Here is a 26,011-nt window from a genome sequence, read left to right as displayed (position 1 = left end):
ACTGCCTTCTCCCTTCTGCTTGTCGACTTAGTCAAGAAAATGCTCGAAGCCGTATACCATTCCTGTCGTGCTCATAACCTTCTTGACAGCCGTGTTAACGCCCGGCATATATCCGGCCCGCTCGTAGGAATCGTGCCTGATCTTAAGAGTCTGGCCGTGTCCCCCGAAGACAACCTCCTGCTGAGCGAATACGCCCGGCAGTCTTACGCTATGTATGCGGAAGCCGTTATAGTATCCGCCGCGTGCGCCCTCGATCACTTCTTCTTCGTTCGGATTGCCTTGCCGCAGCTCTCTTCTGGATTCCGAGATCAGCTCCGCCGTCTTGATCGAAGTGCCCGAAGGGGCATCCAGCTTCTGGTCGCCATGGTACTCGATAATCTCCACATGCGGTAAATATTTGGCGGCCGTTGCGGCAAACTTCATCATAAGGATGGCTCCGATGGAGAAGTTAGGAGCGATTAAGCCGCCGATCCCCTTCTCCTTGCAAAGCTTGTCCAACAAAGAAAATTGCTCCGGCGTGAAGCCTGTCGTGCCCATCACCGGGCGAACGCCGTATCGGATCGAGATCTCGGCATTCGGGTAGGCGGCTTGCGGAGTCGTAAAATCGACGAGAACGTCCGCTTGGCTGCTAGACAGCGCTTGTTCCAGATCAGAGGCGACGATGACGCCTGTCTCCGGCTTGCCGACAAGGGATCCGGCATCGACCGGACCGCAAGATCGGGCGACAGCCGCCGCCAATTCGAGTTCTGGATCTTCTAGCACCATGCGGACGACTTCGCGGCCCATACGGCCAGAAGCTCCTGCGACTGCTACTTTGATTCGTTGCGACATCTGGTTCACCAATCCTTCGTATGATTGTTGGAAGTGTATATCTGTTTAATGCTTAATCGTCTCTCTTGCCGGGTCTCTCTAAGAATCCGCTTGGCCTCTTCGTTCTGAGGCTGCAGCTCGACCAGCTCCCGGAGCGTGGCGAGGGCCAGTCGGTAGTCGCCCGCGTAACGGTAGGCTACTGCTAGGAGCAGCTTGACTTCGCCTGACAATGGATCCAAGCGAGCGGCTTCTCGGAGCATCGGGATCGCTTCCTCGGCTTCCGGCGGGACATGCAGCAGCAGCGACTTCGCGCCGGCAAGCAGCTTCTTGGATTCGAGCGTTCGCAGGTGAAGGACGAATGCCGGCTCTTCCGGCGCCAGTTCGACCGCGCGTCCGGCAAAGCTTAAAGCCTCGCCCAGCTTCCCGTTTCTGGCGAGTGTAATCGATGCCCGATATATATAAGATGGCTCGTCGGGATTCGTCTCCACCGCCTTGAGGAACCACTCCTCCGCCGCTTCGAAATCCCCGGCCAGGAGATACTGGTAAGCCTGCTCCAGACATTGCTCCCCGTTCATGCCGACCATCCTCCTTTCCGTTCGGGGATGGTACAGCATATGATTTCTACGGTTCGACGGTGTGCTTCTTTGTCCAACGATTCGCATCTCGGGTGTTGAATTTGTGCATCACCCTATTATGCGCTTCGGTGAGATCGATTCCGAGAGAATTCGCGAAGCAGAGAACGATAAAGAGGACATCGCCAAGCTCCATCTCAACGGAATTGTCCGCCTCGTCCGCCTTCTTGGGCTTCTCCCCGAAGGAATGGTTGACTTCCCGCGCCAGCTCTCCGACCTCTTCCGTCATTCGGGCGAGCAAGGCAAGCGGGGAGAAATACCCTTCTTTGAATTGGGATATGTAAGCGTCGACTTCGCGTTGAATGTCAGCGAGCGATTTCTCGGCAAGCTTCTTGCCGGCAATCTGCGAATCCGCCATGACCTTCTACCTTCCTTCTCCAATGCGCCACAGGGATGACAGATGACAGATTTTCTGACCTTGTGTCGCTTGGACCGTAATGAAATCGAATTGATCTTGTATCATTCCTATGTTAGCTTAAGATGCAGGCAAAGACAAATGATTTTCAGACGAGGTGACCGTGCGAATGGCAATGGGGAAACTGAACGAAGGGCTGCGCAGATGGGCGGGATTGATAGCGGGAAGCGCCTTGTATGCGTTCGGGATCGAGTATTTTATTCTGCCCAATACCTTAATGGAAGGCGGAGTTACCGGGATAACCGTTCTGCTCCAATACGCCTTCGGTTTCGCTCCGGCCATTACTTCCCTGGTCTTGAACATACCTCTGTTTATTTTTGGCTGGCGCCAGCTTGGACGCGAATCCATGCTTTATACGATCGCGGGAACCGTGCTTCTCTCGTGCTTCCTGTGGATATGGAGCTTCGCCGTCGAACAGTCGTGGATCGTTCCTTTTGTATCCGATAACGATTTTATGCTTGTCGTCCTGTATGCCGGGGTAACGCTGGGAGTCGGGCTCGGCTTGGTATTCTGGTCCGGTGGAACGACCGGAGGCGTCGATATTATCGCCCGTATCGTTCATCGCTGGCGCGGCTGGAGCATGGGCAAGATCATCCTGGCCATGGACGTTATCATACTGGGAGCGTCGTTGCTCGTTATTCCGAAAGACCGAGTCCTCTACACGCTTGTCAGCGTGTTTATCTCTTCGAAGGTGATCGACTTCATCCAAGAAGGAGCGTATGCGGCTAAGGCTTTCACGATCCTCTGCTCCGATCCGGAGAAGCTCGCTTCCGTTATAACGGTTCAGATGGAACGCGGGGTAACGCTGGTGCCCGCAGTCGGGGCATACTCCGGCCAGAATCGCATGATGATCTATTGCGTGGTGAGCCGTTTCGAGATCCGCAAACTAAAAAGCCTCGTCCGCCAGCATGACAGACAGGCTTTTATCGTAATCAATGACGTGAATGATGTTCTGGGAGAAGGCTTCAAAGAAGAATAACGGCATCGGGAGCCTCCCTCACCGGAACCAGCGTTTGGCCGCATCGGAACGATTGCGGCTTGCTTCGCTGCGCCGTCCGGGATGGTTCCGGTCGAACTGGAACCTCTTCCAGCCTGCCCAAGACAGAATCATTATAATGAAGGAACCGATCGTGGCCGTAATTCCCCACGTAGGAGGAGCCAACGGAATGACGCTTGTCGGAGCGTCCCCGGCAGGAGGGAATAACGCGGCGATCGCGTCTTTGATCTGTTGGCCGAGTCTGTTCATAAAGTCCTTCCGCGGCTCGCTTTCCGACAACAGCTTATTCGAATACCGCAGTACGGAATCCATCCGCTCGATGGCGGACGGTTCTACTTGCAGCGCGGCGGCCGTACGGATGATCCCGTAATGCTTGGTCAACGAATCGAGGGCGGACTTGGGCGATTGCTGATTCTCGATCGCTTGGGCCAAAGCATCCGCATCCTGGTTAAGCACCGATCGATATTGATGCCACATCGGCTTCGATGGATGAGCCAATGCGTCGGCAGCCATCCGCAGAGCGCCCGCCGCCCGTTCGATTCGATCCTCGTTAGGCGTAACGGCCGCCCAAGCCCTCTTCATCTCCGAGACGCTGGCCGCCAGAGATTCGATACCTTCCGACGTCGGAATTCGGCCTAACGGCAGCCGGCGGAAGATTTGCTCGGTTTCTTGGAGCGCTCTCGTCGCCTCCAATCGTTCGCCTTGGCGAATCGATTGATAAAGAGACTCCGTCGCTTTGCTGAATGCTAGAGCCTGCTTATCTGCAGCCGGAGCTGTCATTTCCAGCGAATCAGCTTTAACCTCCCCATTGCCCGAAGCCGCCGCTGCCGCCGGCATGCCTGCGAAGAAGAGCGACAGCGCCGCCGCAAGCAGGGTTAACCATCTAAAGAACGCTTGCTTGGAAGCACTCTGGCCAGACATGATAGATCCCCTCCTGCCTAAGTCTATGAGGGGTTGTCCGGCTCTAGAACCGCTTGTCCTCCGCTACGCGCAGCCGTCGGTTCCATTGCGGGTTAAACCTGACCAGAACGGCTATCAAGACGCTAAAGGCCGTCAGCATGAAGGTGAACCAAGCGATGCTCGCGACATTATCCTTCAGCTCATAGGGCAGATAAGGATAAACGCCATAGCCATAATCGATCGAATCGTTCAGGAACGTCCATATCGCCGCAACGGCCAGAGTGAGGATGCCGTAATGGAAAAACCTTCCGTACAGCACCGCGCAGACCGCCATGGCGCCATGAGAGAGCACCAGCATCCAGCTGGACGGCTCGATGGTGTCTCCTTGGGCAGCTGCCGCGAAGATGATGGCGCAAGCCCACACTCCGTACTTGACGCTTGTCACGACTGCCAGCGCTTCGATAATGCCGCGAATGCCCCGCACCCATGAACGCGCCGACGGGCCGGGCTGGATCCAGAGCCACAGAAGAGCTGCGGTAAAGAACAACGAGGCGGTCGGGCTATCCGGAACAAAAGGCAGATGCCACAGCGGATTGTTGCTAAAAGTATCCTTTAACTGATCGTCGTACCAATAGTACCCGAAGATCGTGCCCGGTATGTAGAACAGCATAAGCAGAAGCATCAGCCCTCGATAGGTGAGCACTTCCCTCGATAACAAAGCTCTCCAAGTCATAATCGGCATCCTCCATGAACCTTTAGTCGTTAGAAAGAGCCTGACCATATTGGCCAGGCTCTTCCATTATAACCGATTTATTCGGCTGGTGCCTTCTGCTCGGACAGCCAGGTTGCGATCTGCTCGATCTTCTCCGGCGACAAGTCTTTCTGGAACGATGGCATAGCCCCGTTATTCTTGCCGTTCGTGATCGTATCGACGATCTCTTCCTTGCTGATCTTATCGCCGATCCCGCGAAGCGAAGGGCCGTTGGCTCCTTCAAGCTCGGCTCCGTGACAAGCAACGCATTGCGCTTCCTTCATGATGGAGAATGCCGGATCGTCCGCTTTGACGAGCTCGACGACTTTCTCCTTGCCGTAAACGAATCGTCCCTTGCCCGCTTTGATCTGTTCCTCGGACTTGAGCTTGCGCTCGATGTGCTCCGGAATGACCCCGTTCTTCTCGAGCTCTCCCGTGTAATGGTGCCAGGAGACCCAAGTCAGGTAAACGGTTGCGACAAGCGAAACCAACATTAGCGACGACGCGATAGGACGACGATAGAAGCGGCGCTCCTTGCCCGTATCCAGGAACGGCGCAAGCAGCAAGGCTCCGAAGGCGATGCCCGGAATCCCGATCGTACCGAGTACGATATAGTCTCCGGATGCGAACGGATACTTCAGCAATTGGTAGATGAACAAGAAGTACCAGTCCGGCATCGGAATGAACGATCCGTTGAGCGGATCGGCCGGATAGCCAAGCGGCGCAGGCTCCGCGATCGTTAGAACGAGGAAGCCGACCAGAATGACAACGCCAGCCATCCATTCCTTCAGCAGGAAGTTCGGGATGAACGCTTCCGACTTGCCGGGGAACGAAGTGTAATCCGGCGGAATAGGCTTGTCTCCGCTCTTGCTGCGAATTCGCGAATCTCCGACATAGACGATCTTCTCGTCCGATTTATGTCCGTGTGCCATGAACTTGCCACTCCCCTCTCTGTTACAGCGGCCCGGAAATGCCCTGTTTACGAATCATGAAGAAGTGTGCGGCAAGCAGCGTCAGCAACGCGCATGGCAGGAAGAACACGTGAATCGCGAAGAATCGCGTCAGCGTCTGAGCTCCTACGATAGTGCCTCCCGCCAATAACTCCTTGATGTAACTGCCGATCCAAGGAACGGAACCGGCGATTTCCATGCCGACCTTCGTAGCGAAGTAAGCCTTGTTATCCCAAGGAAGCAGATAACCGGTGAAGCCCAGACCGAGCATGACGAAGAAAATCAGCATGCCGACGACCCAGTTCATCTCGCGCGGCGCCTTGTAAGAACCCGTGAAGAAGACGCGCAAGGTATGTAAGAACATCATAACGATTACCAAGCTTGCGCCCCAGTGGTGCATGCCTCGGACGATAACCCCGAAAGCGACTTGGTGCTGAAGATAGTCGACGCTGTAATATGCATTGGTAATGTCCGGTACGTAATACATCGTCAAGAACATCCCCGAGAGGATCTGAATGACGGTGATGAAGAACGTCAAGCCGCCGAAGCAATAGACGAATGCGGAGAAATGATGAGCGGGATTGACATGCTCAGGCACTTCGTGATCCGCGATGTCTCGCCACATCGGTGTGACATCCAGACGTTCGTCGATCCAGTTGTACATTGATTTGAACATAGGACGAGACGCCCTCCTTCTTAAACCCGAGTGTTCGCTTCCAACGGACCGAGGTATACCCAGCCGTTCTCAACCTTAACCTGATACTCGTCCAGCGGTTTCGGAGCTACCTTCAAGTTCTTGCCGTCTTTGGAATAACGCGCTCCGTGGCAAGGACAATGGTACAGGTTAGGCGCTTCTTCCCCGCTCCAGCCGATAGTGCAGCCCAGATGCTTGCAGACTGGCGACAAAGCGAACACTTTGCCGTCGTCGCCCTTGGCGATGTAAGCTTCCATCTTCGGATCGCTCTCGTACCAGCCGTCTACCTGGTGAACCTTGAACCCGATTTGCTGCGGTTCTTTGGTAACCTTTGACTCTTCAATTACTTTAACGAAGCCGGCTTCTTCCTTCTTTTCAAGAATGGGATCGACGGCGAATCGAATCATTGGCAACACGACTCCACCTGCCATGAAAGCCGTTGCACCGCCAAGCGTGTAAGACAGAAATTGCCTTCTGGACATCTCTTTGCGCTCGACAGGCTTGTGCGCGGAATCCTGCTGATCGTTGTGGCTCATTTTCTCAACCCCCTCTGCCCACCATGTCGCGTCCATTAAGGACTTCATTCACTTTTTGTTCACAAAGACATAAATAATAATAGCCCAGGCACTAAGGGCAGTCAAGAATTGCCATCGTCTATTCACTTGTTGACAGGAATCGCAACTCTAAATTGTTCTCAAATTGTCACATTTACCCTCTGTTGCCTCCCGCTTATTGTTTGCTGAACCTGCTTCCAATTATTCGCGGTCCTAAACATCTTGCCCAGGAAGGTTATCTCGCCTTCTCTCCCTGCTTCCATATTGAGGTAATAGACTGGCGCAGCGCTTCCGCGTTCGGGATATCGCCGACCTTCTCCGGCTTGACCAACAAATCCGCTTCCGATGGCGCCTTAGCCCAATCGGCTTGTCCGGAGACGACGACGACATACTTGAAGCCCAAGCCTCTCATGCGGATGCAGATGTCGTTCAAGCGGTCGACTTCCGCATGGGAAGCGGCGTCGAAGTAGTGGTAGGCCGGCATCGTGACGGTTCTGCCCCGGAAGGCCGTCTCCAGCGGCTGGAGCCAATTCCCGGTCTCCGCAATTCTCTCCGCCGATTCGTGCGGCGGCTCGTTCCCGCTCAAGCCTGACACGGGAAGAAAGCACGTATCCAGATAAGGCGACAGATCAAACCATTGATTGGAGCTTAACTCGCTGAATTTCAATTGAACAACTTCCTTTGCTGCTGATGTCAGGACTCGTCCAGAAGAGCCTGCAGGCGAATCCTGCCAAGAACGTCTTATAAATCCATCCTACTGCAAAACAGGATTGCGGAAAAGCGTTTTCTTTCTAGCGGAGTCAACATTTAGACCCGATTCGAAGCAAAAAAAACCGCGTGGCGATCGGCGGGCAGCACCTGCTCCATCCGGCCATACGGTCAGCTGTACTCGACGCGAGGACGGCAGCCCGCCCCCGCGATCATTGAATCGTCTTCAATTCGTCCGTAAGACGACGGAAGCTTTCCGCGTCCCCTTTCGCCAGCGCAACGTCGATAGCTTCGTAAATCTTTTCCGTCCGGTGTTTGCGCAGCGCGTCGTCGAGAACCATTTCGGCCGCCAAACCCAGCATTGTCTCATAGGCGACTTTCATGTCCATCCGTTGCACCTCCAATATCCGGCGTAAAGGGATCCTGGGGGTTGGCGTACCCGCAACCGGTTCGCTCCGATTCGCCATCTCTTGCCAATGGCGGCGCAGCCTGGCGACCGTTTGCCGGCGTGCCTGCTCCCACTAAAGCATATTCATCGATGTCGGCCCCGTTCAGGACAATGGCCCCCATGCCGATCAATGTATTTTTGCCTATCCGGCCTTCCTATTCAATCGCCAACCATGGCAGCCGATCCTCCGCCGTCACTTCGATCCCTGCGGCAAGCTGCCTTCCTTGAGGAGTCATTCGCACGACCGCTTCCCCTTCAGCCGTCTCTCCTACGCGAATCAAGCCCAGATGCACGAGATTGCCCAACACTCGCTTGCGCAACACATCCGACGCGCTGTCGTAATAGTACTCTTTGATAAAAGGCGACAGAATCCGTTCGATCGAATCGATCGTCGTCCATTCGACGGCCAGAACCGCAATCCATTGCACGAGAGTATACAGGTTGGGGATCGGATTCTTGTACAGCCGGAGCCAGAAGCGGTAAAGATCCGAGGGTTCAACCGCTTGCTGTCCCGAGGCGTAAGCAGCGCCGTCCAGGGTTAGCTCCATTCGATCCGAATGCTCTTGAAGCCAGCCTTTATAGCAAGCGTAATCGTACAGAAGAGAGAATCGGTCCGGATAATCTCGGAATCTTCTTCCGTAGCCGAAGCGCCAACCGCTTCGGCCGGGTATCGCTTCGGACACGGACATGAGCTCTAAAACTTGCTGAAGCTGTCTCTTGTACAGAACGCTATCCGTCGTGAGCGGGGTGTCGTTGTCTCTGACAAAACGCAGCAGTTGGACCGTGTCCGCCGCCGCCAGACCTCTCTCGTCCCGATAGACCGGCGGTTCCCCGCGCGTCTCCAGCTTTTCCCGGAATTGCCTGGCGAGCGCTTCCTTTAATCGGCTTTTAACGTCTTCAGGCACATGATAGAGGAAGCGAGTCTGATGCGAGAAGCCGTTGAACAACCAGCCGAACCGTTTAAACCGGGCGATCGCGCTTCTCGCTGCGGAATCGGGATCGGGAGGCGGCAGAGCGGCTTTCTTCGACTTCGAACGGCTCTTCGGCGGCGGAGGAGGATTCTCGACTGCCGGCGTCGCCGGTTCGGTCGAGCGAGCTCTTGCCGTCAACTCTTCCAGGCTATAAGAGGCCCGCTGCTCGAACAGCAGAGTGTTGAGGAACCGGATATCTTCCACGCTCATGTCTCCGACTCTAGACTCCAGGACTTCCCGCCGCTGAACGGTCGTCAAGATCGATTGAATCAAGTCGTTCTTTGAATGGCTGCTGCATTCGCAGCGATACGTATCGGCTATTCGGGTCAACTGTTCGATATCGGCGTAACAGAGCATCTCCGCCAGGTTCATCGGCATTCCCCGTTTCCAGACGATTTATTTGTCAGTATCGGTGCATATTGATTTGTTTAAACGTCTTGCCCGCCGATTGAACGCAAAAAAACGCCTGCAGGCTCTGCGGCGTTCCCTTAAAGACGATAGGTTGTAAAATAATAATCAAAGAGTTTGATCGAGATGTTCGGTGCAGTTATGCAGGATAGGAACCCAACGATCGCCTTCCCGATCCAGAATCGTGAGCGACAGGTTGGCGATATGATGATCGTCCACGCCAGTCTCCAGAGCTTGCAGCATCTGTCCGATGAAGCTGCCGTGCGTGACGACCAGCCAGTTCTCGCCCGCATGACGATTGGAGAAATGCTCGACGAAGTCCATTCCCCGCGCTCGAACCTGATCGTCCGACTCTTGGCCGGGAACCTTTCCTCGCCACTGGCTTCCCCACCTCGCGACTCGTTCCGCTTCGGTCGTTCCTTCCGCTTCTCCGAAGCCTCTCTCCCTCAGACGTTCATCCGTCAGTAGAGGAAGGTTCAGCCGTTCCGCGAGAATTCTTCCCGTCATCTCCGCGCGTTGAAGGTCGCTGCTCACGACGCCGTGCCAGACCCTGCTCTCGACCGACAACCGATGCGCCAGGCGATGCGCCTGCATTCTCCCCTCCGCGCTTAGAGGAATATCCGTCGTTCCTTGAATCTTGCCGGCTTTGTTCCAGGCGGTCAAGCCGTGCCTTACCCATCCCATTCTCATATGCATGCTCATGTGCGCACCCTCGCGAACCAGTTCATCGTCAGCAGCGCCATCAGGACTCCCAATAAAGCGAATGCGATCCAATACGGAGGAACGGCCGGATCAACATGCAGGATAATAGGATCGCTCAAGCTGGCCACCGGCACGTCGATGACCATGCCGCCGGACATGGAGTCGCCGCCGCCCATCGCGCTGGCTGTCTCCATAACGCCCGTATAAGGCGTGTCCGTACTCTGCATCTGCCGATAGATCGCATAGACCAGGCCGCCGAAAAAGATCGCAAGAACGCTAGCCAGCATCGCGGACACCCTTCTTCTGAAGCGGCCGTTGAACGCGTATTTGCGCTTCGCGGCGGGTATATGCCACTTCTCCTCGGCATAGATCCGGTTCATGACCTTGCGGTTCACTTCCTCCGCCGCATCCAGGTCCACCTCGAGCGCTTCATTGAACTGGACGTCGCGAATGAGCATCGCCGTCTCTTCCCACAAGCGGTACTCCCGCTTGCAGGAAGGGCAGGATGCCAGATGCTTCTCGAATTTTAAGCGTTCATGATCCGTCAGCGTGTCGTCCAGGTAATCGACGAACCGCTCCTGTTGAGGGCCGCAGTCGCTCTTCATCGATATTTCAACTCCTCGTAAGTCTGAATGGCAGCAGGTTCGCTGTAGTAGGATTCCATCTGCGTCTTCACGCTGGCTCGCGCCCGGAACAGGAGCGACTTCACGGCGCTGACCGTCTGTCCTAGAATGTTCGCAATCTCTTGATAATCCATTCCGTCATATTCGCGCAGAATCAAGGCGGATCGCTGTTTCTCCGGAAGATTGTTAATGGCGTCCCGAACCTTGCTGACCTTCTCGCTGCGGAGCAGGGCCTGCTCAGGAGCCGCCTCCGCCGGGGCTGCCGGTATGTAAGTCGTATCGTCCAGGGATAAATGCGCCGCTTTGTTCTTGCGCAGCTCGCTCAGCACCGTATTGCGGGCGATCGTATAGAGCCAAGTCGAGAAAGAAGCGTCGACCTCCCGGAAGGAATGCAAGCTTCGATACGCTTTATAGAACGTCTCCGAACAAAGATCCTCCGCCATGAGTTCCAGCTTGGCGCTTCGAAGCATTTGATATATGAATGAAAGAATTTTCTTCTGATATCTCGTCATTAAGGTTGAATATAATTCCACATTGCCATCTTTGATTTCCCGTATCAATTGGGAATCAGTCATCGGTTCCGCGATCCTCCCCCCTAACCAGGGTGATCGTTTGAGGCCGGATACTCATTATACCGACCATAAACGCAAAAGTTGCGCTTGTACGCGCATTCCTGTTTGATGTGCCCAGTATTTTACATAACTAAAGGTATTGTACCATAGTAAAGGGGCCCAATATCTTAAAAAATTTTAAATATTGCGTAGGCAATGATATCCATAGCGCCTATCTGACGTCCCCGCGAGGCTCCAAAGGACGCAAAGAGCTTCTAAACGGCCATGGACATGACTGTTTAGAAGCTCTTCGCTTAAGCGGTTCGATAACTTGCCGCCAACAAGCAGCTAACACCTGACATACTTGCGCTTGAATCCAATCTGACCTCTTGCGATCGCCTTCTGGATATTGTCCGAAGCGTTCAAGTATTTGCTAGCCTTCTTGTCCTTGTTGACCTCGACCGGGCCTACGGCTCGGGCGGTCTCGACCGCCTTGTCGTGCAGCGGCACATACGATACGGCCACGGTGGCGATAAACATGTTCATTGCGTATTTCGCCCGTTCGGGCGCATCGTGGATCGTCGCTCTAACCCGGTCAAGCATGCCAGCCAGCTTGTCCTCGTCAAACTCGCTGTCCTTGCGGTTGCCCAGAAGCCAGCAATAGCAGCTCCAGCCCGCCGACATTCTCAGCTCCTCGCCGCTTGCGATCCACTTATCGGCTACCTTCTGGGCGATATCCGTCTCGGCCAGCGTCACGGCCACTACGTAATCGGAGATCATATAGAAATAAGCCGAATCGATCCAACGTTCGAAATCCTCTTCGGTCATCGCCTTCGGATCCGCAATCACGCCTGCGAAGTACATGGCGTCGTAATTCCCCGTGGCGTAAAGTTCCTCGGCCAAAGCCTGATTCCGCTTGATTTTCTTGGCGATGGGCTTCATCTCGCCCGTCGCTACGCCGAACAGCGGTTCATGGGCGCCGTTGGACTGGTAGATTTTCTTGGTTCGTTCCTTGCCTAGGGCTTCAAGCTCCTGCATGACCGTCTCCAGGTTCATCCTGCGCACTCCCTTTCATGAACGATGCCCTCTTATTCTACCTTACCATTAGAAAAAGCTTCAAGCCGAAGCAGCTTTCCGGAGGTTATTCAGAAATGGATAAGCTTAAACATATAAATTCTGAATAACTAAAAAACATCGTAAACGCTATCATTTATTTTGTAAGCGCTTATTGACAACATGGAAGCGGATACATATAATAAAAGTACAGTATGGTTTCTCTCCACTCCTATCCAATACTTGCACTCTGTGCAGCCGCCCATCCGGGCGGTTTTTTTTTGCTTCATTCGAGTATTCCCATCGGCTGAGCCGACGGCTTGCATCCGCCCAGAAGGGCAAGTAATAAGCAAGCTCCGCTGAGGCTCACGGCAAGTATGCCGATCATGGCTCAGCGCACGCAATATCCGCGTAGTTATGCGTTCGGCAACTGAGGCAAGCTCATTGCCTCTTGATGCCCCTGACGGGAGGGGTTTGCTGGGCTTCTTGGTAATTGCCGGGCTTCTGGGCTATTGCTTGGGCTTTGCCGGGCTTCTGGGCTATTGCTTGGGCTTTGCCGGGCTTCTGGACTATTGCTGGGATTCGCTGGGATTCTAGTCTTTGTTGGACTTTGCTGGGCTTCTGCTCGCCCCTCTTCACCAAATCGTTCGTGAACGCGGCGTGTACTGCTCATTTTCAATTTGCTCGCCGGCTTACGTCTTACGGCTTACGGAAATTACAGACCCTTACATACTCGAAAAGAACTGATTTTAAACCTTACGGAAATAAGCGACGCTTAATTGGTATGTTAGCCTTGAAGAGAACGATTCTTGTTAAATAAGAGGCTGAAATTTCCTTTAGAATCCGGATGACGCCAATCGACGTCTGTAAGGGTCTCAAATTTCCGTTACGATTCGGAGTGCAGTTGCGCAACGTTAAACACTATACGCTATACGTTAAACTCTGACTGACTGAATTCCGGCCGAACTGGAACTGAACGCAAGCCACGCAAACGAGGCGAAAAAGCCAACTATCGTGGCATAAGCAAGGACCAAGTATGTGTCCTCGTTTATTGTTTTGGTTACATAAGAAGGGGTTATTAACCTCAATGGAGAATGTTGCTTCATATAAATTTGTTACGGAGCTGATATTATAATGAATCATAAAATGGCTGACTTGCATATTCACTCTTTTTATTCCGATGGAACATTGTCTCCCGAAGAAATAATAGCTATAGCAGTTGAGAAAGGGTTAGGTTTAATAGCGATTACTGACCACAATGCGCTAGAAGGTTCTAGAGAAATACAAAAGCTAAATGATAACAATGAACTATCGTTAATATCAGGTGTAGAACTGGACGCATCAGATAGGGGGAAAAATCTGCATATATTGGGTTATGGAATGGATCTATCTAATGAAAGGTTCATAGAATTTACTAAAAAAAACAGATTGCTTCTTGAGTCTGTAGATGAGCGACTCATTGTAAGGATGCAAAGGGAATACAAGAACATTTCTCTAGAGGAATACTTAAATTATAATTATGACCGTAAAAACGGCGGTTGGAAGGCATTGCATTATTTTGTGGAAAAGGGGATTACCGACAGCTTGACAGCAGGTTTTGCATTCTATTCAAAGTACGAACCATCATATAACTGTATTGAATTTCCTTCTGTCAGCACGGTATGCGATAATATTCATAGTGCTGGCGGGAAGGCAATTCTTGCTCATCCGGGAAGAGTTATAAAAGTTACTGAAAGGAACGATTTTAAAAGAGAACTAACTAGATTAATTAATTTAGGGATTGATGGGATTGAGTGTTATTATCCAAGTCATTCTCATGAAGTCACAGAAGATTGCCTGTCCATTTGCAAAGAACTTGGCTTGTTAATTACAGCAGGTTCTGATTGCCACGGTTCTTTTGAAAAAACCGAAATAGGAGAGATGGAAGTTCCTATTTCCTGGTTAAATCTTGGGGATATTTTAAGTCGCCATTAAATTATCTTATCGCCAATAATCAACATTAGAATTAAACATAGCCGTACGATAAGAAGCCGTCATAATCCTGCTCGCGAAGAAGAAGGAACCCGATCACCCATGTTCCTGAGCATATCCGCTAAGAAGAAGCGACAAAAAAAGCTTCCCGCCCCCTGGAACGCCGTACTTGGGGAGCGAGAAGCTTCTGTATTCTCGGTTTAGAAATAGACCTGATACTGCATTCGGCGAAGCAAATCGACCGCTTTCTCCAGATCTTCGGCTTCCTTGAAGGAGAGACGCAGAATGCCCGGAACGTCCTCCCGGCTCTCCACGATATGGAGATTGCTGAGATTGATCCGTTCCTGTCCGAGCTCGGTCGCAATGCGGCCGATGATGCCCGGATGATCGGGAACGTCCACGTAGCATTCGTGCAGAGATTGGATCATGCCCTTGCGGCGCTCCGGAAGCTGCTTCCGGAAGCCGTTCGCGAGGCGGAACTGCTCGGAGATGCCCTCTCCGTCTTCCTGCTTCAGCAGCTCGGCGAATCGGTCCATCTCCTTCTTCCAATCCTCCAGCAGCTGCAGCAGCACCGTCTTGTTATTGACCAGAATATCCCGCCATACCGTCGGATCGCTCGAAGCGATGCGCGTGATATCGCGGAAGCCGCCCGCCGCCAGACTGCGGTACAGATCGTTCGTCTCGTTGTAGCCGGCAATCTGATTGACCAAGCCGACCGCGATCATATGAGGCAGATGGCTGATGGCGCCGACGATGCTGTCATGCAGCACGGAATCGGTCAGCACCACGTTCGCCCTCGTCCATCTCAGCAGGTCTTTCATTCGCTCGACGGCTTCCGGCGGCGTGCCGTCCGTAGGCGTCAGCACGTAATAAGCGTTCTCGAACAGGTCGGTCGTAGCCGCTTCGACGCCGGAGCGCTCGGAGCCGGCCATCGGGTGCCCGCCGAGGAACACCGCCCCGTTCAAGTCGAGGCCGCTCGCATGCGCGACGACGGAAGCCTTCGTGCTGCCGACGTCCGTAATGATGCAGCCCGGCTTCAACGGCAGCCTCGCGAGCTCGTCGAGGTAATCGTTCAAGCGTCCGACCGGCACGCAGAGGAAAATAAAGTCGGCATCCAGAGCCGCATCCGCGAGCGAAGTCGTTCCTTCGTCTACGACGCCAAGCGACACGTATTTGCTGACGGAACCCGGATTCACCGAGTGGCCAACGATCCGGAAGCCCGGCTTGCCCTTCCAGCAGAGCGCGAGCGAGCCTCCGATCAGGCCTACGCCGAATATGGCGATTTTGACTTCCGCGGGACGCGCCATCGCGGAGGGTTTAAAGTCGCTGTTGTCTACGGTCATCCCTCACACCTGTACCGGAATCTCTTGAAGGACCGCTTCGAGAGCCGCAATGACCTTCGCGTTCTGTTCCGCGCTGCCTACCGTGATGCGAACGTGGGTCGGATAATGCTTATGTCCGGCGCGAACGATGATCCCCTTGCGAAGCAGCGCGTCGAACACTTCGCCAGCCGGTCTCTTCACGTCGACCATGATGAAGTTGCCGTAGGCCGGGAAGGCCGGAAGACCGAGACGGTCGAAGGCGTCGCGAAGCGTCTTTAGCCCTTCCGCGTTCGCCTTGCGGCAGAAATCGATGAACCCATGATCCTCCAGCGCGGCGAGAGCGGCCGCTTGGCCCATGCGCGACGTATTGAACGGCTCGCGCACCTGATTGATGGAACGAATCAGCTCCGGACGGCCGACGCCGTAGCCGATGCGCATCGAAGCAAGGCCGTAAATCTTCGAGAACGTGCGCAGAAGCACCAGGTTCGGGTACTTCTTAAGCAGCGCGAGACCATCCGGGAACGCCGGATCGTCGATATATTCGCAATACGCTTCGTCGAGCACGACCATGACGTTCGAAGGAACCTTCTCCAGGAAGCTTACGACTTCGTCGTGCGTGACGATCGTCCCGGTCGGATTGTTCGGGTTGCAGATCCAGACGATCTTCGTCTTCGGGCCGACCTTCGCCAGCATGCCGTCCAGGTCGTGGGTGCCGTCCTTCAGCGGAACTTCGATAACGACGCCGTTCTCGATCTCGATGTTATGGCGATATTGCGGGAACGTCTGATCGGCGGTGATGTTCTCGTCTCCAGGGAGCAAGAATGCGCGCGCAATCATCAGGATCACTTCGTCGGAGCCCGCTCCGAATATGATTTGATCCGGCTCGACGCCAAGCTGCTTCGCCAACGCGTTCGTCAAGTCGACGGCCGCTCCGTCCGGATAGATGCTGATGTTCACAAGTTCTTGCTTCGCCGCTTCGATCGCCTTCGGCGAGCAGCCGAACGGATTCTCGTTGGAAGCCAGCTTGATGACCTCGGTAAGTCCCAGCTCGCGCTTCACGTCGGAGACGGGCTTGCCCGGCTGATAAACAGGAAGATGAACAATATTCGGTTTCGGTTGCAATGGGATGACCTCCTATGTGGACGTGGAAGCTGTTTGTACTTCATCGAAAACAAACGGAGCGCCAGGTTCGCGCTCCGCTAGTACTGTTATGTTCTATTGTGACATAATGACAGGAACCTGTACAGTTTAAAATGCAGGTTATTGCAACGGTTATGCGCGAACGCTTCTGGGCTTCAGCGCGGCAATGAAGTCTTGTACCGCTGTCAGCCCCTTCTCGCGGCTGGTTTCTTCTGCGCTTTGAAGCAGCTGCAGCTCCTCTTCGACTTTGCGCACGATGGCGCTGCCGACGATAACGCCGTCGCACTTCTCCGACAGCTGCTCCGCCTGCTCCCTCGTGGAGACGCCGAAGCCGACGCAGATCGGCACGCTGGCCGCCTGGCGAACCGTCGCCAAGAACGAGTCCAGCCCGGCATGGAAGCTGCTGCGGACGCCGGTAACCCCAAGAGAAGAGACGCAATAGACGAAGCCTCGCGCCCTTGCCGCAATTTTCTCCACTCGTGCTTCCGATGTCGGCGCCACGAGCGGAATCAGGTGAATGCCGGACCTCTCCGCCAGCGCCCGAACCTGTTCGTCTTCCTCCATCGGCAGGTCGGGAATGATCGCTCCGCTGAAATCATGCTCTTGCATAAGGTTGAAGAAGTTCTCAAGGCCCAACTGCAGCACCGGATTAAAATAAGTAAACAGGATGAAGGGCATCTTCACGCCTTGGCGTCTCGATTCCGAGGCGATCTCCATGCAATCCAATAGGGAGATTCGGTTGCGGAGAGCTCGTTCGGAAGCCCGCTGAATGACGGGACCGTCCGCCAGCGGATCCGAGTAAGGAACCCCCAGCTCGATCATGCTTGCGCCTGCCGCTTCCGCCGCTTGAATGAGGCGGATGGAAGTGCCGAGATCCGGATCTCCCATCGTCATGAACGGAATCAGCGCCGTCTCGCCTTTTTCTTTCAGCTCCGCGAATACCGCGTCGATAAGGTTCGTTCCGATCTCGCTCATCTCGCATCTCCTTCGAAGTACGGCATGATCGCTTCGACGTCCTTGTCTCCGCGCCCGGACAAGCTGACGACCAGCAGCGCGTCCTTAGGCAGAGTCGGAGCCAGCTTGATCGCGTGGGCGATCGCATGGGACGATTCCAGCGCCGGAATAATGCCTTCCTGTACGGACAGAAGCTTAAGCGCGTCCAGCGCTTCCTTGTCCGTAGCCGGAACGTATTCCGCCCGCTTCGTATCCTTCAGATAAGCGTGCTCGGGCCCGATGCCCGGGTAATCAAGGCCGGCCGAGATCGAATGGGCTTCCAGCACCTGGCCGCCTTCGTCCTGCAGCACGTAGCTCATCGAGCCTTGGAAGACGCCGGGACGGCCCTTGGTCATCGTGGCGGCGTGCTTCTCCGTATCGACGCCGCGGCCCGCCGCCTCGACGCCGATCAAGCGAACCGAAGCATCGGGGATGAAGTCGTGGAAGATACCCATTGCGTTGCTTCCTCCGCCAACGGCGGCGACAATGACGTCCGGCAAGCGGCCTTCCGCTTCCAGGATCTGTTCCTTTGTCTCTACGCCGATCAATCTCTGGAAGTCGCGGACCATCATCGGGTAAGGGTGCGGTCCGGTAACCGATCCGTTAATGTAATACGTATCGTCCACATGGCTGACCCAGTAACGGAGCGTCTCGTTGCACGCGTCCTTAAGCGTTCGGGATCCGGATGTCACGGGAATGACCTCGGAGCCCAGAAGCTTCATCCGGAATACGTTCAGCTGCTGGCGCTTCGTGTCCTCTTCGCCCATGAACACCTTGCACTCCAGCCCGAGCAGGGCCGCGACCGTCGCGCTTGCGACGCCGTGCTGGCCGGCTCCGGTCTCGGCGATGACCTTCGTCTTGCCCATGCGCTTAGCCAGAACGGCCTGTCCGATCGCGTTGTTGATCTTGTGCGAGCCGGTATGGTTCAGGTCCTCGCGCTTTAAGTAAATTTTCGCCCCGCCGAGATGCTTCGTCAGCCGCTCCGCATAATAGAGAGGCGACGGGCGTCCCGCATACTGCTTCAACAGATAACGGATCTCCGCTTGGAAGTCCGGATCGTCCTTGTACCGGTTATAAGCTTCTTCAAGCTCCAATAGAGCGTTCATCAACGTCTCGGGAACATAACGTCCTCCGAAGGGACCGAATCGTCCGTACGAATCGGGTACCTGTGTCTGTGTCATCCTTTATTCCTCGCCTTCTTCGCGAATGCGGCGATCTTGGCCGTATCCTTCACGCCATCGGTCTCCACTCCGCTTGAGATATCCACGCCTTGCGGCGAATACCGTCCGACCAGCTCTTCTACGTTGTCGGGACTTAATCCGCCGGCTACGAACAGCTGAAGCCCGTTCGTGTCGGCCGCCTTCCGGTAGCTCGGGATGAGGTCCCAGCGGAACGTGCGTCCCGTGCCTCCTCCCGCCGTATCGATCAGAACCGCGTCCGCGATTCCCCGATAAGCGTCCAGCCTCGACGGTCCGCCGCCTTCCGATTCCTTGCAGTCTTCGTCCATGGGCAGCGCGCGCCACACTTTGACTCCGAAGCGTTCTTTGACTTTCTTGGCGAATTCGGGTGTCTCGCCGCCGTGCAGTTGAACGACATCCAGCTTCGCAATGGATAGGATGCCCTCCAGCTCTTCCATCGTCGGGTTAACGAATACGCCTACGGATAACGGCGCTGCTTCTCCCGCCATCGGGGTCTGCGCCGCTAGCGACAGCAACGCCGCCGCTCGTTCCGGGGATACCTGCCGCTTGCTCTTCGCGAACACGAATCCGATATAGTCTACCGGGAGACCCTTCATCCCGTCAATCGTCGATTCTTCCTTGATGCCGCAGATCTTGACTTTCGTTCCGTCCCTGCTCATCGGCCGGCGCCTTCTCTCCCCGCGAGAACGGGACCAAGCAGCGCCTCAACCGCTGCTCCGACGTCGCTCTGGCGCATGAACTGCTCCCCGACCAGCACGGCTTGCGCCCCTGCGCGGCGGACGAATTCGATATCCGCCGGCGTGGAGATCGCGCTCTCGCTGACCGTCGTCACGCCCGAAGGCATCAGGGAGATCAACTGTTCCGTTACGTTAAGGTCGGTCTCGAACGTATGCAGATTGCGGTTGTTCACTCCGATCAGCGTCGCCTTCCCGATCTCGAGCACCGTATCCAGCTCCTCGCGATCGTGAACCTCGACCAGAACGTCCAAGCCAAGGCTGCGGGCAAGATCATGGTAGCCGGACAGCTGCTCCTTCGTCAGGATGGCCGCGATCAGCAGTACCGCATCCGCCCCGATCAGGCGGGCTTCGTAAATCTGCGTCTCGTCGATGATGAAGTCTTTGCGCAGCAGAGGCACGTTCACGGCTGCTCGGACGTTCGTTAAGTATTCGTTGCTGCCCTGGAAGTAATCCTTATCGGTAAGCACCGAGATGCAGTCGGTGCCGGCGGCTTCGTAAGCCCGCGCTAGAGCGACAGGATCGAAGTCGGGACGGATCAGCCCCTTTGACGGGCTTGCCTTCTTCACTTCGGCGATGAGACCGACCGGGCGGCTGCGGCTGCCCTCTCGGAGCGCGTTCTCGAAGCCTCGGCACGCCGGAAGCGTCGATATCGTTCTCTCCGCATCCGCGATAACGAGCGTCTCCCTCAGGCGCTTCACTTCTTCCTTCTTGGTAACGACTATCCGATCAAGAAACATAGCTCACTTCTCCTGTCGTCGCAATCCATTGCTTCAGTTTATCCAATGCCTTGCCGGAATCGATCGTTCTGGCGGCCATTTCGACCCCTTCGCGAAGCGATTCGGTCCGATCCGCCACGTAGAGGCAGGCTCCCGCATTCGCAAGCACGATGTCGCGGTAAGCGCTTCGTTCGCCGCCAAGCACGCGTTGGATGATCGCCGCGTTCTCGGCCGCGCTGCCTCCTTGAACCTCGCCGAGCGGCAGCGTTCGAAGTCCGAGATCCTCCGGCGCGATGTCGTAGGTCGTCACCGCGCCGTTCTTCAGCTCCGACACCCGAGTCGGAGCGGAGATGCTGATCTCGTCCAAGCCGTCGTGGCTGCCGACGACCAGCGCGCGCTTCAATCCGAGACGGCCAAGCACGTTCGCGACCGTCTCCGTGCGGGAACGATCGTAGAGCCCCATCATCTGCCGGTCCGCATTCGCCGGGTTCGCCAGCGGCCCAAGCAAATTGAAGACCGTCCGAACCCCTAGCTCCTTGCGCGGTACAGCAGCATGCTTAAGAGCCGGGTGATAGAGCTGGGCGAACATGAAGCAGATGCCGGTGCGGTCGAGGCAGTCCGACGCTTGCTCCGCCGTGAGAGAAATATTCACTCCCAGCGCTTCCAGAACGTCCGCGCTGCCCGACTTGCCGGACATCGCGCGGTTGCCGTGCTTCGCGACCCGGGCTCCCGCCGCCGCCGCGATCACGGCCGACGTCGTGGAGATATTGAACTTGTGGATCCCCGAACCGCCCGTTCCGCACGTATCGAGCAAGTCGCGGTTCTCCGTCTTCACTTGGCCCGCGAACGAGCGCATCGCTTCCGCGAAGCCGGTAATCTCGTCCACCGTCTCTCCCTTCATCCGCAGGGCGATCAGCATGCCCGAGATCTGGGAAGGAGTCGCTTCGCCCGACATGATCAGCCGCATCACCGCTCTCGCCTGATCCACCGTCAGATGCTGCCCGGAAGCGACCGCGCCGATCGCCTGAGCCATCGTCATCTCCGCATTCGTTGCCGTCATCTCTATCACCTCTCTAAAATTAATAGTCCAGATTCGATCTTCTGTCGCCGGCCGCGGAATAGACCGGCTTCTTCGCCGGGAACACCGCTTCCGCCGCGCGAATCGCCTTCAGCAGCGCCTTCGCCTTGTTGACCGTCTCCTCGTATTCCATCTCCGGAACGGAATCGGCGACGATTCCCGCTCCGGCCTGCACATAAGCGCGGCCATTCTTGAAGATGATCGTGCGAATCGTGATGCACGTATCCAGGTTGCCCGAGAAGCCCAGGTAGCCGATCGCCCCCGCATACGCTCCGCGCGCTTCCTTTTCCAGCTCGGCAATGATCTCCATCGCTCTGAGCTTAGGAGCTCCGGATACCGTTCCAGCCGGCAGACAGGAGAGGAAGGCGTCGAAGAAATCCTTGTCCTCGCGAATCTTGCCCGATACGTTCGAGACGATGTGCATGACGTGCGAGTAACGCTCGACTTCCATGTACGAATCGCAGCGGACGGAGCCGAACTCCGACACGCGCCCAAGATCGTTGCGCCCAAGATCGACGAGCATGACGTGCTCCGCTCTCTCCTTCTTGTCGGCCAGCAGCTCTTCTTCGAGCCGCAGATCCTCTTCGGGCGTCTTGCCGCGGGGACGCGTACCTGCGATAGGCCTAGTCTGAACCCGCTCGCCGTTCACCTTGACCAGCAGCTCCGGAGAGGTGCCGACGATCATCTCCTCATCCAGCTTGAGCACGTACATGTACGGCGACGGATTCATCGTGCGAAGCACGCGGTACACTTGCAGCGGATCGACCTCCGTCTCGATGTGGAAGCGCTGGGACAGAACGACCTGGAAGATGTCTCCGGATCGGATATATTCCTTCGCTTGCTCCACGTTCGCGAGAAACTGCTCTTTGGTGACGTTCGATTCGACGCGGCCCAGGTCGGGATCCTGCGGCGGAGCGCCTTTGGCGACGGCCGCCGGCGGGTTGGCCGGCTGCTGCAGGCGGCGAATCAGCTTGTCGATCGAATGGCACGCTTCGGTATAAGCGAGCTCGATGTCCTTCTCGTCCGCCCCGTCCTTCACGTGAACGTTGCCGATCACTTGCACCTGCTGCTTCTGATGGTCGAAGACGATAACCTGATCGCAGAACATGAACTGCATATCGTCCATGACCAGGTCGTCTACCCGATGAGACGGAAGCTTGCGCTCGTAATATTGAAGCAGATCGTAGCCGAAGAAGCCGATCGCTCCCCCCGTGAACGGAGGCAGTCCCGGGAGCTGCGGGCTCCGGTACTGGCCCAGCTTCTCCCGCAGCAGCTTCAAGGGATCATTCGCTTGATACGAACGGGCGACTCCGCCTTCCTCGAGCGTCACTTTGTTTTTCTTAAGCTTCAGCATCAAGAAAGGATCGGTCCCGATGAACGAATATCTCGCCCATTGGATTCCGCCCTCCACGCTCTCCAGCAAGAATGCCCGGCGATCCTGGCTTAATTGCTGAAACACCCGAATCGGGGTCTCGGTGTCCGCCATCAGCTTGCGAACGACCGGGATCACGTTGTAGCTCCCCGCCAGACGAATGACTTCCTGAAGTTCCTGCGCACGATTCTGCTCCATTTTCCTCTTCTCGCTCCCCTCCGAACCGCATTTCCTGCGGCTCGCCGATCCGCTCCCCGCTTCGAGGCGGAGTTCGCGGTATTGCCCGTTCTCTGGTTGTTATGAGACAACAAAAAAAGCACCTCTGAACGATCAGAGATGCTTAAGTCGATAAAGGTTAGGTTTAGGCCGCCTTCGCATTGGAATCGTTGGGATACCGATCCCTGGATTCCGTCCGCACGGCCGTCCTGTCGCCGACTGCCCGCTCCGCACCCGTTAAGGGCTTCAGGGCTCGACGCCTCTACTCGTCTCATCTCGTCTACGCTCTCGACTCTAGCGTAAGTTGTCGTCCCTGTGGCCGACCGTTCCGCTCCAAGTCATATAGTCACTATAGCATCCTGAGGCGCGATCCGTCAACGGGCCGCAGCCAGATCCGGACGAAGCTTGACCGCTTCTCCCAGATACACGTGGCGCATATCCGCTTGCTTCAGGTCCGTATTAACGAGAACCATAAAGCGAATGCACCGCTCCAGGCTTCCTTCCACCGCGATCTCAAGCGAACACATCAGCGGCACGAACTCCCAGCCCTCCAGCTGGCGGATCGACTTCGCCGGGAAGGCGGCGTCGAGATCCTGCGTAACGGTAATCATAATGCCCGCGATGTCCTCCGGCTGAATGCCGTTGACTTCGACGATCGTGTTCAGAAGCGTAACCGATGCGTCTAGAATTTGTTTGCTCTCATTGGCCTCCACCGTAATGGCGCCGCGAATTCCCCTTACGCTCATGACTTTGCGCCCTCCTCTTTAAGCCCTTCGACGATGTCTCGTACCCACTCGACGGGAACGTCGCTGCGAATCTCGACTTCCCCGATCGCCTTCGGAACGACAAACACCATTTTGCCTTCTGCGAACTTCTTGTCGTGCATCATGGCATCCATGATGGAATCGGTAGAATAGTGCGCCGGAAAGCGAACCGGCAGGCCGAACTTGCGGAAGAGACGCTCCGTCTCCGCCGCGATGCCGGAATCGTAGCCGAACTTCTCCGCCAGGCGCGCGGATCCGACCATGCCGATCGAGATCGCTTCGCCGTGAAGCAGCTCGTTGTAGCCCGCGACCGCTTCAAGCGCGTGGCCGATCGTGTGGCCGAGATTCAGGATCGCTCGCAGGTCGTTCTCCCGCTCGTCCCGGGAGACGACGATCGATTTGACCTTGCAGCCTTCGTACAAGGCGTAGCCAAGCGAATCCGAGTCAAGCGCCAGCAGCTGCTCGGAATGGTCGTCGCACCACTTCACGAAGGCTTCGTTCCAGATCAGTCCGTGCTTGATGACTTCCGCGTAGCCTGCCCGCACCTCGCGCAACGGCAAGCTCTTCAGCGTGACCAGATCGTAGAGAACGAATTCCGGCTGGTGGAACGCGCCGATGATGTTCTTCGCGAGGCGGTGATTGACCGCCACCTTGCCGCCGACGCTGCTGTCGTGCGCCAGTATCGTCGTCGGGATCTGCACGAAGCGGATGCCTCGCATATAAGCGGCCGCCACGAAGCCGGCCAGGTCGCCGACGACTCCGCCGCCAAGGGCGATGACCGTCGACTTGCGATCGAGTCCGGCTTCCAGCGCAGCCGTGACGAGGTCGTCGAAGACGGCCAGCGACTTCGACTTCTCGCCGGAAGAGACGACCGCCCTCGTCACCTGATAGCCCGAAGCCCGCAGGGATTCCTCGACCTCCGACGCATAGAGATGCTCAACCGCCGAGTCGGTCACGAGCAGGATCGGCGCCTTGAGCGGGAAGCCGCGCTGTGCGAAGAGGCTTCCCGTCTGTTTAAGCAATCCCGTTCCGATTAGAATCGGGTAGGATCTCTCGCCGAGCTCGACCGTCAGCTCTCGCAATTCCGTCGAAGCTGCCATTAATATTCCGCCACCTGTCTCAGGTAGTTGTCGTAATTCGCGCGAATCTCTTCCATCGAGTCCCCGCCGAACTTCTCGAGGAACGCTTTCGCGACCTCCCAGGCGACGACGCTCTCCATGACGACGCTAGCGGCCGGAACGGCGCAGGCGTCGGAGCGTTCGACTTGAGCCGTGAACGCCTCCTTGGTGTCGATATCAACGCTGCGAAGAGGCTTATACAGCGTCGGGATCGGCTTCATGACGCCGCGGACGATAATCGGCTCGCCGTTCGTCATTCCGCCCTCGAAGCCGCCGAGACGGTTGCTTGCGCGATGGTAGCCTTTCTCCGGCGTATACAGAATTTCGTCGTGCACCTGGGAGCCTGGAAGGTCGGCCGCTTCGAATCCGATGCCGAATTCCACGCCCTTGAACGCGTTGATCGAGACGACCGCTTGCGCGATGCGACCGTCCAGCTTGCGGTCCCATTGCACGTGGCTGCCGAGGCCGACCGGCAAGCCGGTGACGATGCATTCCACCACGCCCCCGATCGAATCACCGTCGGCTTTGGTCTGGTCGATCAGGGCCGTCATCTTCGCTTCGGTCTCCGGATCGGTAACGCGAACCGGAGAGTCCTCGGTTCTGGCGATCAGCTCGTCGATCGGAAGATTAGGAGCCGGCGCCTTGATGCCGCCGATCTTGACGACGTGGCCCGCCACGCGGATCCCGAAGGCGGCGAGCAGCTGGCGAGCGACCGCGCCAACCGCTACGCGCGCCGCCGTCTCGCGAGCGCTGGAGCGTTCCAGCACGTTGCGCAGATCCTTCAATTCGTATTTAATGCCCCCGTTCAGATCCGCGTGGCCCGGACGAGGACGATGGATGCGGCGCTTGGCTTCGTCGCTTCCTTCGATCGGTTCGATGTTCATGACCGAAGTCCAATGCTTCCAGTCGTTGTTGGCGACAACCATCGCGACGGGAGCTCCCGTCGTGCGGCCGTGGCGCACGCCGCCGACGATCTGGGCGGTATCCTTCTCGATCTGCATGCGGCGTCCGCGTCCATGGCCCTTCTGGCGGCGCAGCAGTTGGAAGTTCAAAGCCTCGAAATCAAGCTCGAGGTTGCTAGGCAATCCTTCGATAATGGCGGTAAGCTGTGGTCCGTGAGTCTCTCCTGCGGTCAAATAACGTAAACTCAATTGAGGGTCCTCCCTTATCTAATTGCAGAACGCTTTATCGCTTCAACCCAATAACGTATGTCTCATT

General features: G+C 56.2%; 28 protein-coding genes and 1 pseudogene. 2 read left to right on the top strand and 27 right to left on the bottom strand.

What is annotated here, in order from left to right; all coding sequences use genetic code 11:
• Positions 1 to 27: 27 nt before the first annotated feature.
• From dapB to ELR57_RS06640, 3 genes are read right to left on the bottom strand one after another with little or no spacing between them, the layout of a single operon-like run.
• Entirely contained in the window at positions 28 to 831 is an 804-nt protein-coding gene (dapB, locus tag ELR57_RS06650) for a 4-hydroxy-tetrahydrodipicolinate reductase (RefSeq protein WP_126958234.1), read from the bottom strand.
• 5 nt (positions 832 to 836) lie between these two features.
• Positions 837 to 1,385, bottom strand: a complete 549-nt coding sequence (locus ELR57_RS06645; RefSeq protein WP_158629948.1) for a tetratricopeptide repeat protein — start codon at positions 1,383 to 1,385, stop codon at positions 837 to 839.
• A gap of 46 nt (positions 1,386 to 1,431) precedes the next feature.
• Positions 1,432 to 1,800 (bottom strand): nucleotide pyrophosphohydrolase, encoded by a 369-nt coding sequence (locus ELR57_RS06640; RefSeq protein WP_126958232.1) that lies wholly within the window; start codon positions 1,798 to 1,800, stop codon positions 1,432 to 1,434.
• A 166-nt stretch (positions 1,801 to 1,966) separates the two neighbouring features.
• Here ELR57_RS06640 and ELR57_RS06635 point away from each other — a divergent pair, with 166 nt between their 5' ends.
• Positions 1,967 to 2,836 (top strand): YitT family protein, encoded by an 870-nt coding sequence (locus ELR57_RS06635; protein ID WP_126958231.1) that lies wholly within the window; start codon positions 1,967 to 1,969, stop codon positions 2,834 to 2,836.
• Between the two features lie 18 nt (positions 2,837 to 2,854).
• Here the strand turns inward: ELR57_RS06635 and ELR57_RS06630 are convergent, their stop codons facing one another.
• From ELR57_RS06630 to ELR57_RS06570, 13 genes and pseudogenes are all read right to left on the bottom strand, one after another.
• Positions 2,855 to 3,775 carry a sporulation protein YpjB gene (locus tag ELR57_RS06630; protein WP_126958230.1) on the bottom strand — a complete coding sequence of 307 codons (921 nt, stop codon included), beginning with the start codon at positions 3,773 to 3,775 and terminating at the stop codon, positions 2,855 to 2,857.
• Between the two features lie 43 nt (positions 3,776 to 3,818).
• Positions 3,819 to 4,487 (bottom strand): DUF1405 domain-containing protein, encoded by a 669-nt coding sequence (locus ELR57_RS06625; RefSeq protein ID WP_126958229.1) that lies wholly within the window; start codon positions 4,485 to 4,487, stop codon positions 3,819 to 3,821.
• Positions 4,488 to 4,564: 77 nt separating this feature from the next.
• Positions 4,565 to 5,437 (bottom strand): menaquinol-cytochrome c reductase cytochrome b/c subunit, encoded by an 873-nt coding sequence (locus tag ELR57_RS06620; protein ID WP_126958228.1) that lies wholly within the window; start codon positions 5,435 to 5,437, stop codon positions 4,565 to 4,567.
• 22 nt (positions 5,438 to 5,459) lie between these two features.
• The gene (qcrB, locus tag ELR57_RS06615; protein WP_126958227.1) at positions 5,460 to 6,131 is read right to left on the bottom strand and encodes a menaquinol-cytochrome c reductase cytochrome b subunit; all 672 of its coding nucleotides are present in this window, start codon (positions 6,129 to 6,131) and stop codon (positions 5,460 to 5,462) included.
• A 20-nt stretch (positions 6,132 to 6,151) separates the two neighbouring features.
• A complete protein-coding gene (locus ELR57_RS06610) occupies positions 6,152 to 6,685 on the bottom strand; it encodes a Rieske (2Fe-2S) protein (protein WP_126958226.1) in 534 nt (177 codons plus the stop codon).
• 253 nt (positions 6,686 to 6,938) lie between these two features.
• A complete protein-coding gene (locus ELR57_RS06605) occupies positions 6,939 to 7,370 on the bottom strand; it encodes a DUF2487 family protein (RefSeq protein WP_158629947.1) in 432 nt (143 codons plus the stop codon).
• A 253-nt stretch (positions 7,371 to 7,623) separates the two neighbouring features.
• Entirely contained in the window at positions 7,624 to 7,800 is a 177-nt protein-coding gene (locus tag ELR57_RS06600) for an IDEAL domain-containing protein (RefSeq protein WP_126958224.1), read from the bottom strand.
• Positions 7,778 to 8,005, bottom strand: a pseudogene (locus ELR57_RS06595) (hypothetical protein); the annotation flags it as partial. The gene ELR57_RS06600 and the pseudogene ELR57_RS06595, both read right to left, overlap by 23 nt.
• A 9-nt stretch (positions 8,006 to 8,014) precedes the next feature.
• On the bottom strand, positions 8,015 to 9,202 hold the full coding sequence (locus tag ELR57_RS06590) for a hypothetical protein (RefSeq protein ID WP_126958223.1): 1,188 nt from the start codon (positions 9,200 to 9,202) through the stop codon (positions 8,015 to 8,017).
• 144 nt (positions 9,203 to 9,346) lie between these two features.
• Positions 9,347 to 9,940, bottom strand: coding sequence for a histidine phosphatase family protein (locus ELR57_RS06585; RefSeq protein ID WP_126958222.1), 594 nt, complete (start codon positions 9,938 to 9,940; stop codon positions 9,347 to 9,349).
• Entirely contained in the window at positions 9,937 to 10,545 is a 609-nt protein-coding gene (locus ELR57_RS06580) for an anti-sigma factor family protein (protein WP_126958221.1), read from the bottom strand. The genes ELR57_RS06585 and ELR57_RS06580 overlap by 4 nt, the downstream gene beginning before the upstream one ends.
• Positions 10,542 to 11,138: an RNA polymerase sigma factor gene (locus ELR57_RS06575; protein WP_126958220.1), complete on the bottom strand. Its 597-nt coding sequence runs from the start codon at positions 11,136 to 11,138 to the stop codon at positions 10,542 to 10,544. The genes ELR57_RS06580 and ELR57_RS06575 overlap by 4 nt, the downstream gene beginning before the upstream one ends.
• Positions 11,139 to 11,462: 324 nt before the next feature.
• Positions 11,463 to 12,170: a DNA alkylation repair protein gene (locus ELR57_RS06570; RefSeq protein WP_126958219.1), complete on the bottom strand. Its 708-nt coding sequence runs from the start codon at positions 12,168 to 12,170 to the stop codon at positions 11,463 to 11,465.
• Between the two features lie 1,131 nt (positions 12,171 to 13,301).
• Here ELR57_RS06570 and ELR57_RS06565 point away from each other — a divergent pair.
• The gene (locus ELR57_RS06565; RefSeq protein ID WP_126958218.1) at positions 13,302 to 14,141 is read left to right on the top strand and encodes a PHP domain-containing protein; all 840 of its coding nucleotides are present in this window, start codon (positions 13,302 to 13,304) and stop codon (positions 14,139 to 14,141) included.
• A 197-nt stretch (positions 14,142 to 14,338) separates the two neighbouring features.
• Here ELR57_RS06565 and ELR57_RS06560 read toward each other — a convergent pair whose 3' ends face one another.
• The 11 genes from ELR57_RS06560 to aroC all read right to left on the bottom strand — a co-directional run bounded on the left by ELR57_RS06560 (position 14,339) and on the right by aroC (position 25,944).
• Positions 14,339 to 15,481 carry a prephenate dehydrogenase gene (locus ELR57_RS06560; RefSeq protein WP_238162421.1) on the bottom strand — a complete coding sequence of 381 codons (1,143 nt, stop codon included), beginning with the start codon at positions 15,479 to 15,481 and terminating at the stop codon, positions 14,339 to 14,341.
• A 3-nt stretch (positions 15,482 to 15,484) separates the two neighbouring features.
• On the bottom strand, positions 15,485 to 16,582 hold the full coding sequence (gene hisC, locus ELR57_RS06555; protein WP_126958217.1) for a histidinol-phosphate transaminase: 1,098 nt from the start codon (positions 16,580 to 16,582) through the stop codon (positions 15,485 to 15,487).
• A 150-nt stretch (positions 16,583 to 16,732) separates the two neighbouring features.
• Positions 16,733 to 17,575: a tryptophan synthase subunit alpha gene (trpA, locus tag ELR57_RS06550; protein WP_126958216.1), complete on the bottom strand. Its 843-nt coding sequence runs from the start codon at positions 17,573 to 17,575 to the stop codon at positions 16,733 to 16,735.
• Entirely contained in the window at positions 17,572 to 18,774 is a 1,203-nt protein-coding gene (trpB, locus tag ELR57_RS06545) for a tryptophan synthase subunit beta (RefSeq protein WP_126958215.1), read from the bottom strand. Before trpB ends, trpA begins: the two co-directional genes overlap by 4 nt.
• On the bottom strand, positions 18,771 to 19,451 hold the full coding sequence (locus tag ELR57_RS06540) for a phosphoribosylanthranilate isomerase (protein ID WP_126958214.1): 681 nt from the start codon (positions 19,449 to 19,451) through the stop codon (positions 18,771 to 18,773). Before ELR57_RS06540 ends, trpB begins: the two co-directional genes overlap by 4 nt.
• Entirely contained in the window at positions 19,448 to 20,266 is an 819-nt protein-coding gene (trpC, locus tag ELR57_RS06535; RefSeq protein ID WP_126958213.1) for an indole-3-glycerol phosphate synthase TrpC, read from the bottom strand. The genes ELR57_RS06540 and trpC overlap by 4 nt, the downstream gene beginning before the upstream one ends.
• Positions 20,256 to 21,284 carry an anthranilate phosphoribosyltransferase gene (gene trpD / locus ELR57_RS06530; RefSeq protein ID WP_126958314.1) on the bottom strand — a complete coding sequence of 343 codons (1,029 nt, stop codon included), beginning with the start codon at positions 21,282 to 21,284 and terminating at the stop codon, positions 20,256 to 20,258. The genes trpC and trpD overlap by 11 nt, the downstream gene beginning before the upstream one ends.
• Before the next feature lie 40 nt (positions 21,285 to 21,324).
• Positions 21,325 to 22,893, bottom strand: coding sequence for an anthranilate synthase component I (gene trpE, locus ELR57_RS06525; RefSeq protein WP_126958212.1), 1,569 nt, complete (start codon positions 22,891 to 22,893; stop codon positions 21,325 to 21,327).
• 392 nt (positions 22,894 to 23,285) lie between these two features.
• Positions 23,286 to 23,657 carry a chorismate mutase gene (aroH, locus tag ELR57_RS06520; protein ID WP_126958211.1) on the bottom strand — a complete coding sequence of 124 codons (372 nt, stop codon included), beginning with the start codon at positions 23,655 to 23,657 and terminating at the stop codon, positions 23,286 to 23,288.
• Positions 23,654 to 24,775: a 3-dehydroquinate synthase gene (gene aroB / locus ELR57_RS06515; RefSeq protein ID WP_126958210.1), complete on the bottom strand. Its 1,122-nt coding sequence runs from the start codon at positions 24,773 to 24,775 to the stop codon at positions 23,654 to 23,656. The genes aroH and aroB overlap by 4 nt, the downstream gene beginning before the upstream one ends.
• A complete protein-coding gene (gene aroC, locus ELR57_RS06510; protein ID WP_126958209.1) occupies positions 24,775 to 25,944 on the bottom strand; it encodes a chorismate synthase in 1,170 nt (389 codons plus the stop codon). Before aroC ends, aroB begins: the two co-directional genes overlap by 1 nt.
• Between the last annotated feature and the right edge of the window lie 67 nt (positions 25,945 to 26,011).

It is taken from the genome of Cohnella sp. AR92, assembly GCF_003990975.1.
Lineage (GTDB): Bacteria > Bacillota > Bacilli > Paenibacillales > Paenibacillaceae > Cohnella.
Note: the sequence above shows the minus strand (reverse complement) of the source record. Positions and strands in the feature narration are given on the sequence as shown.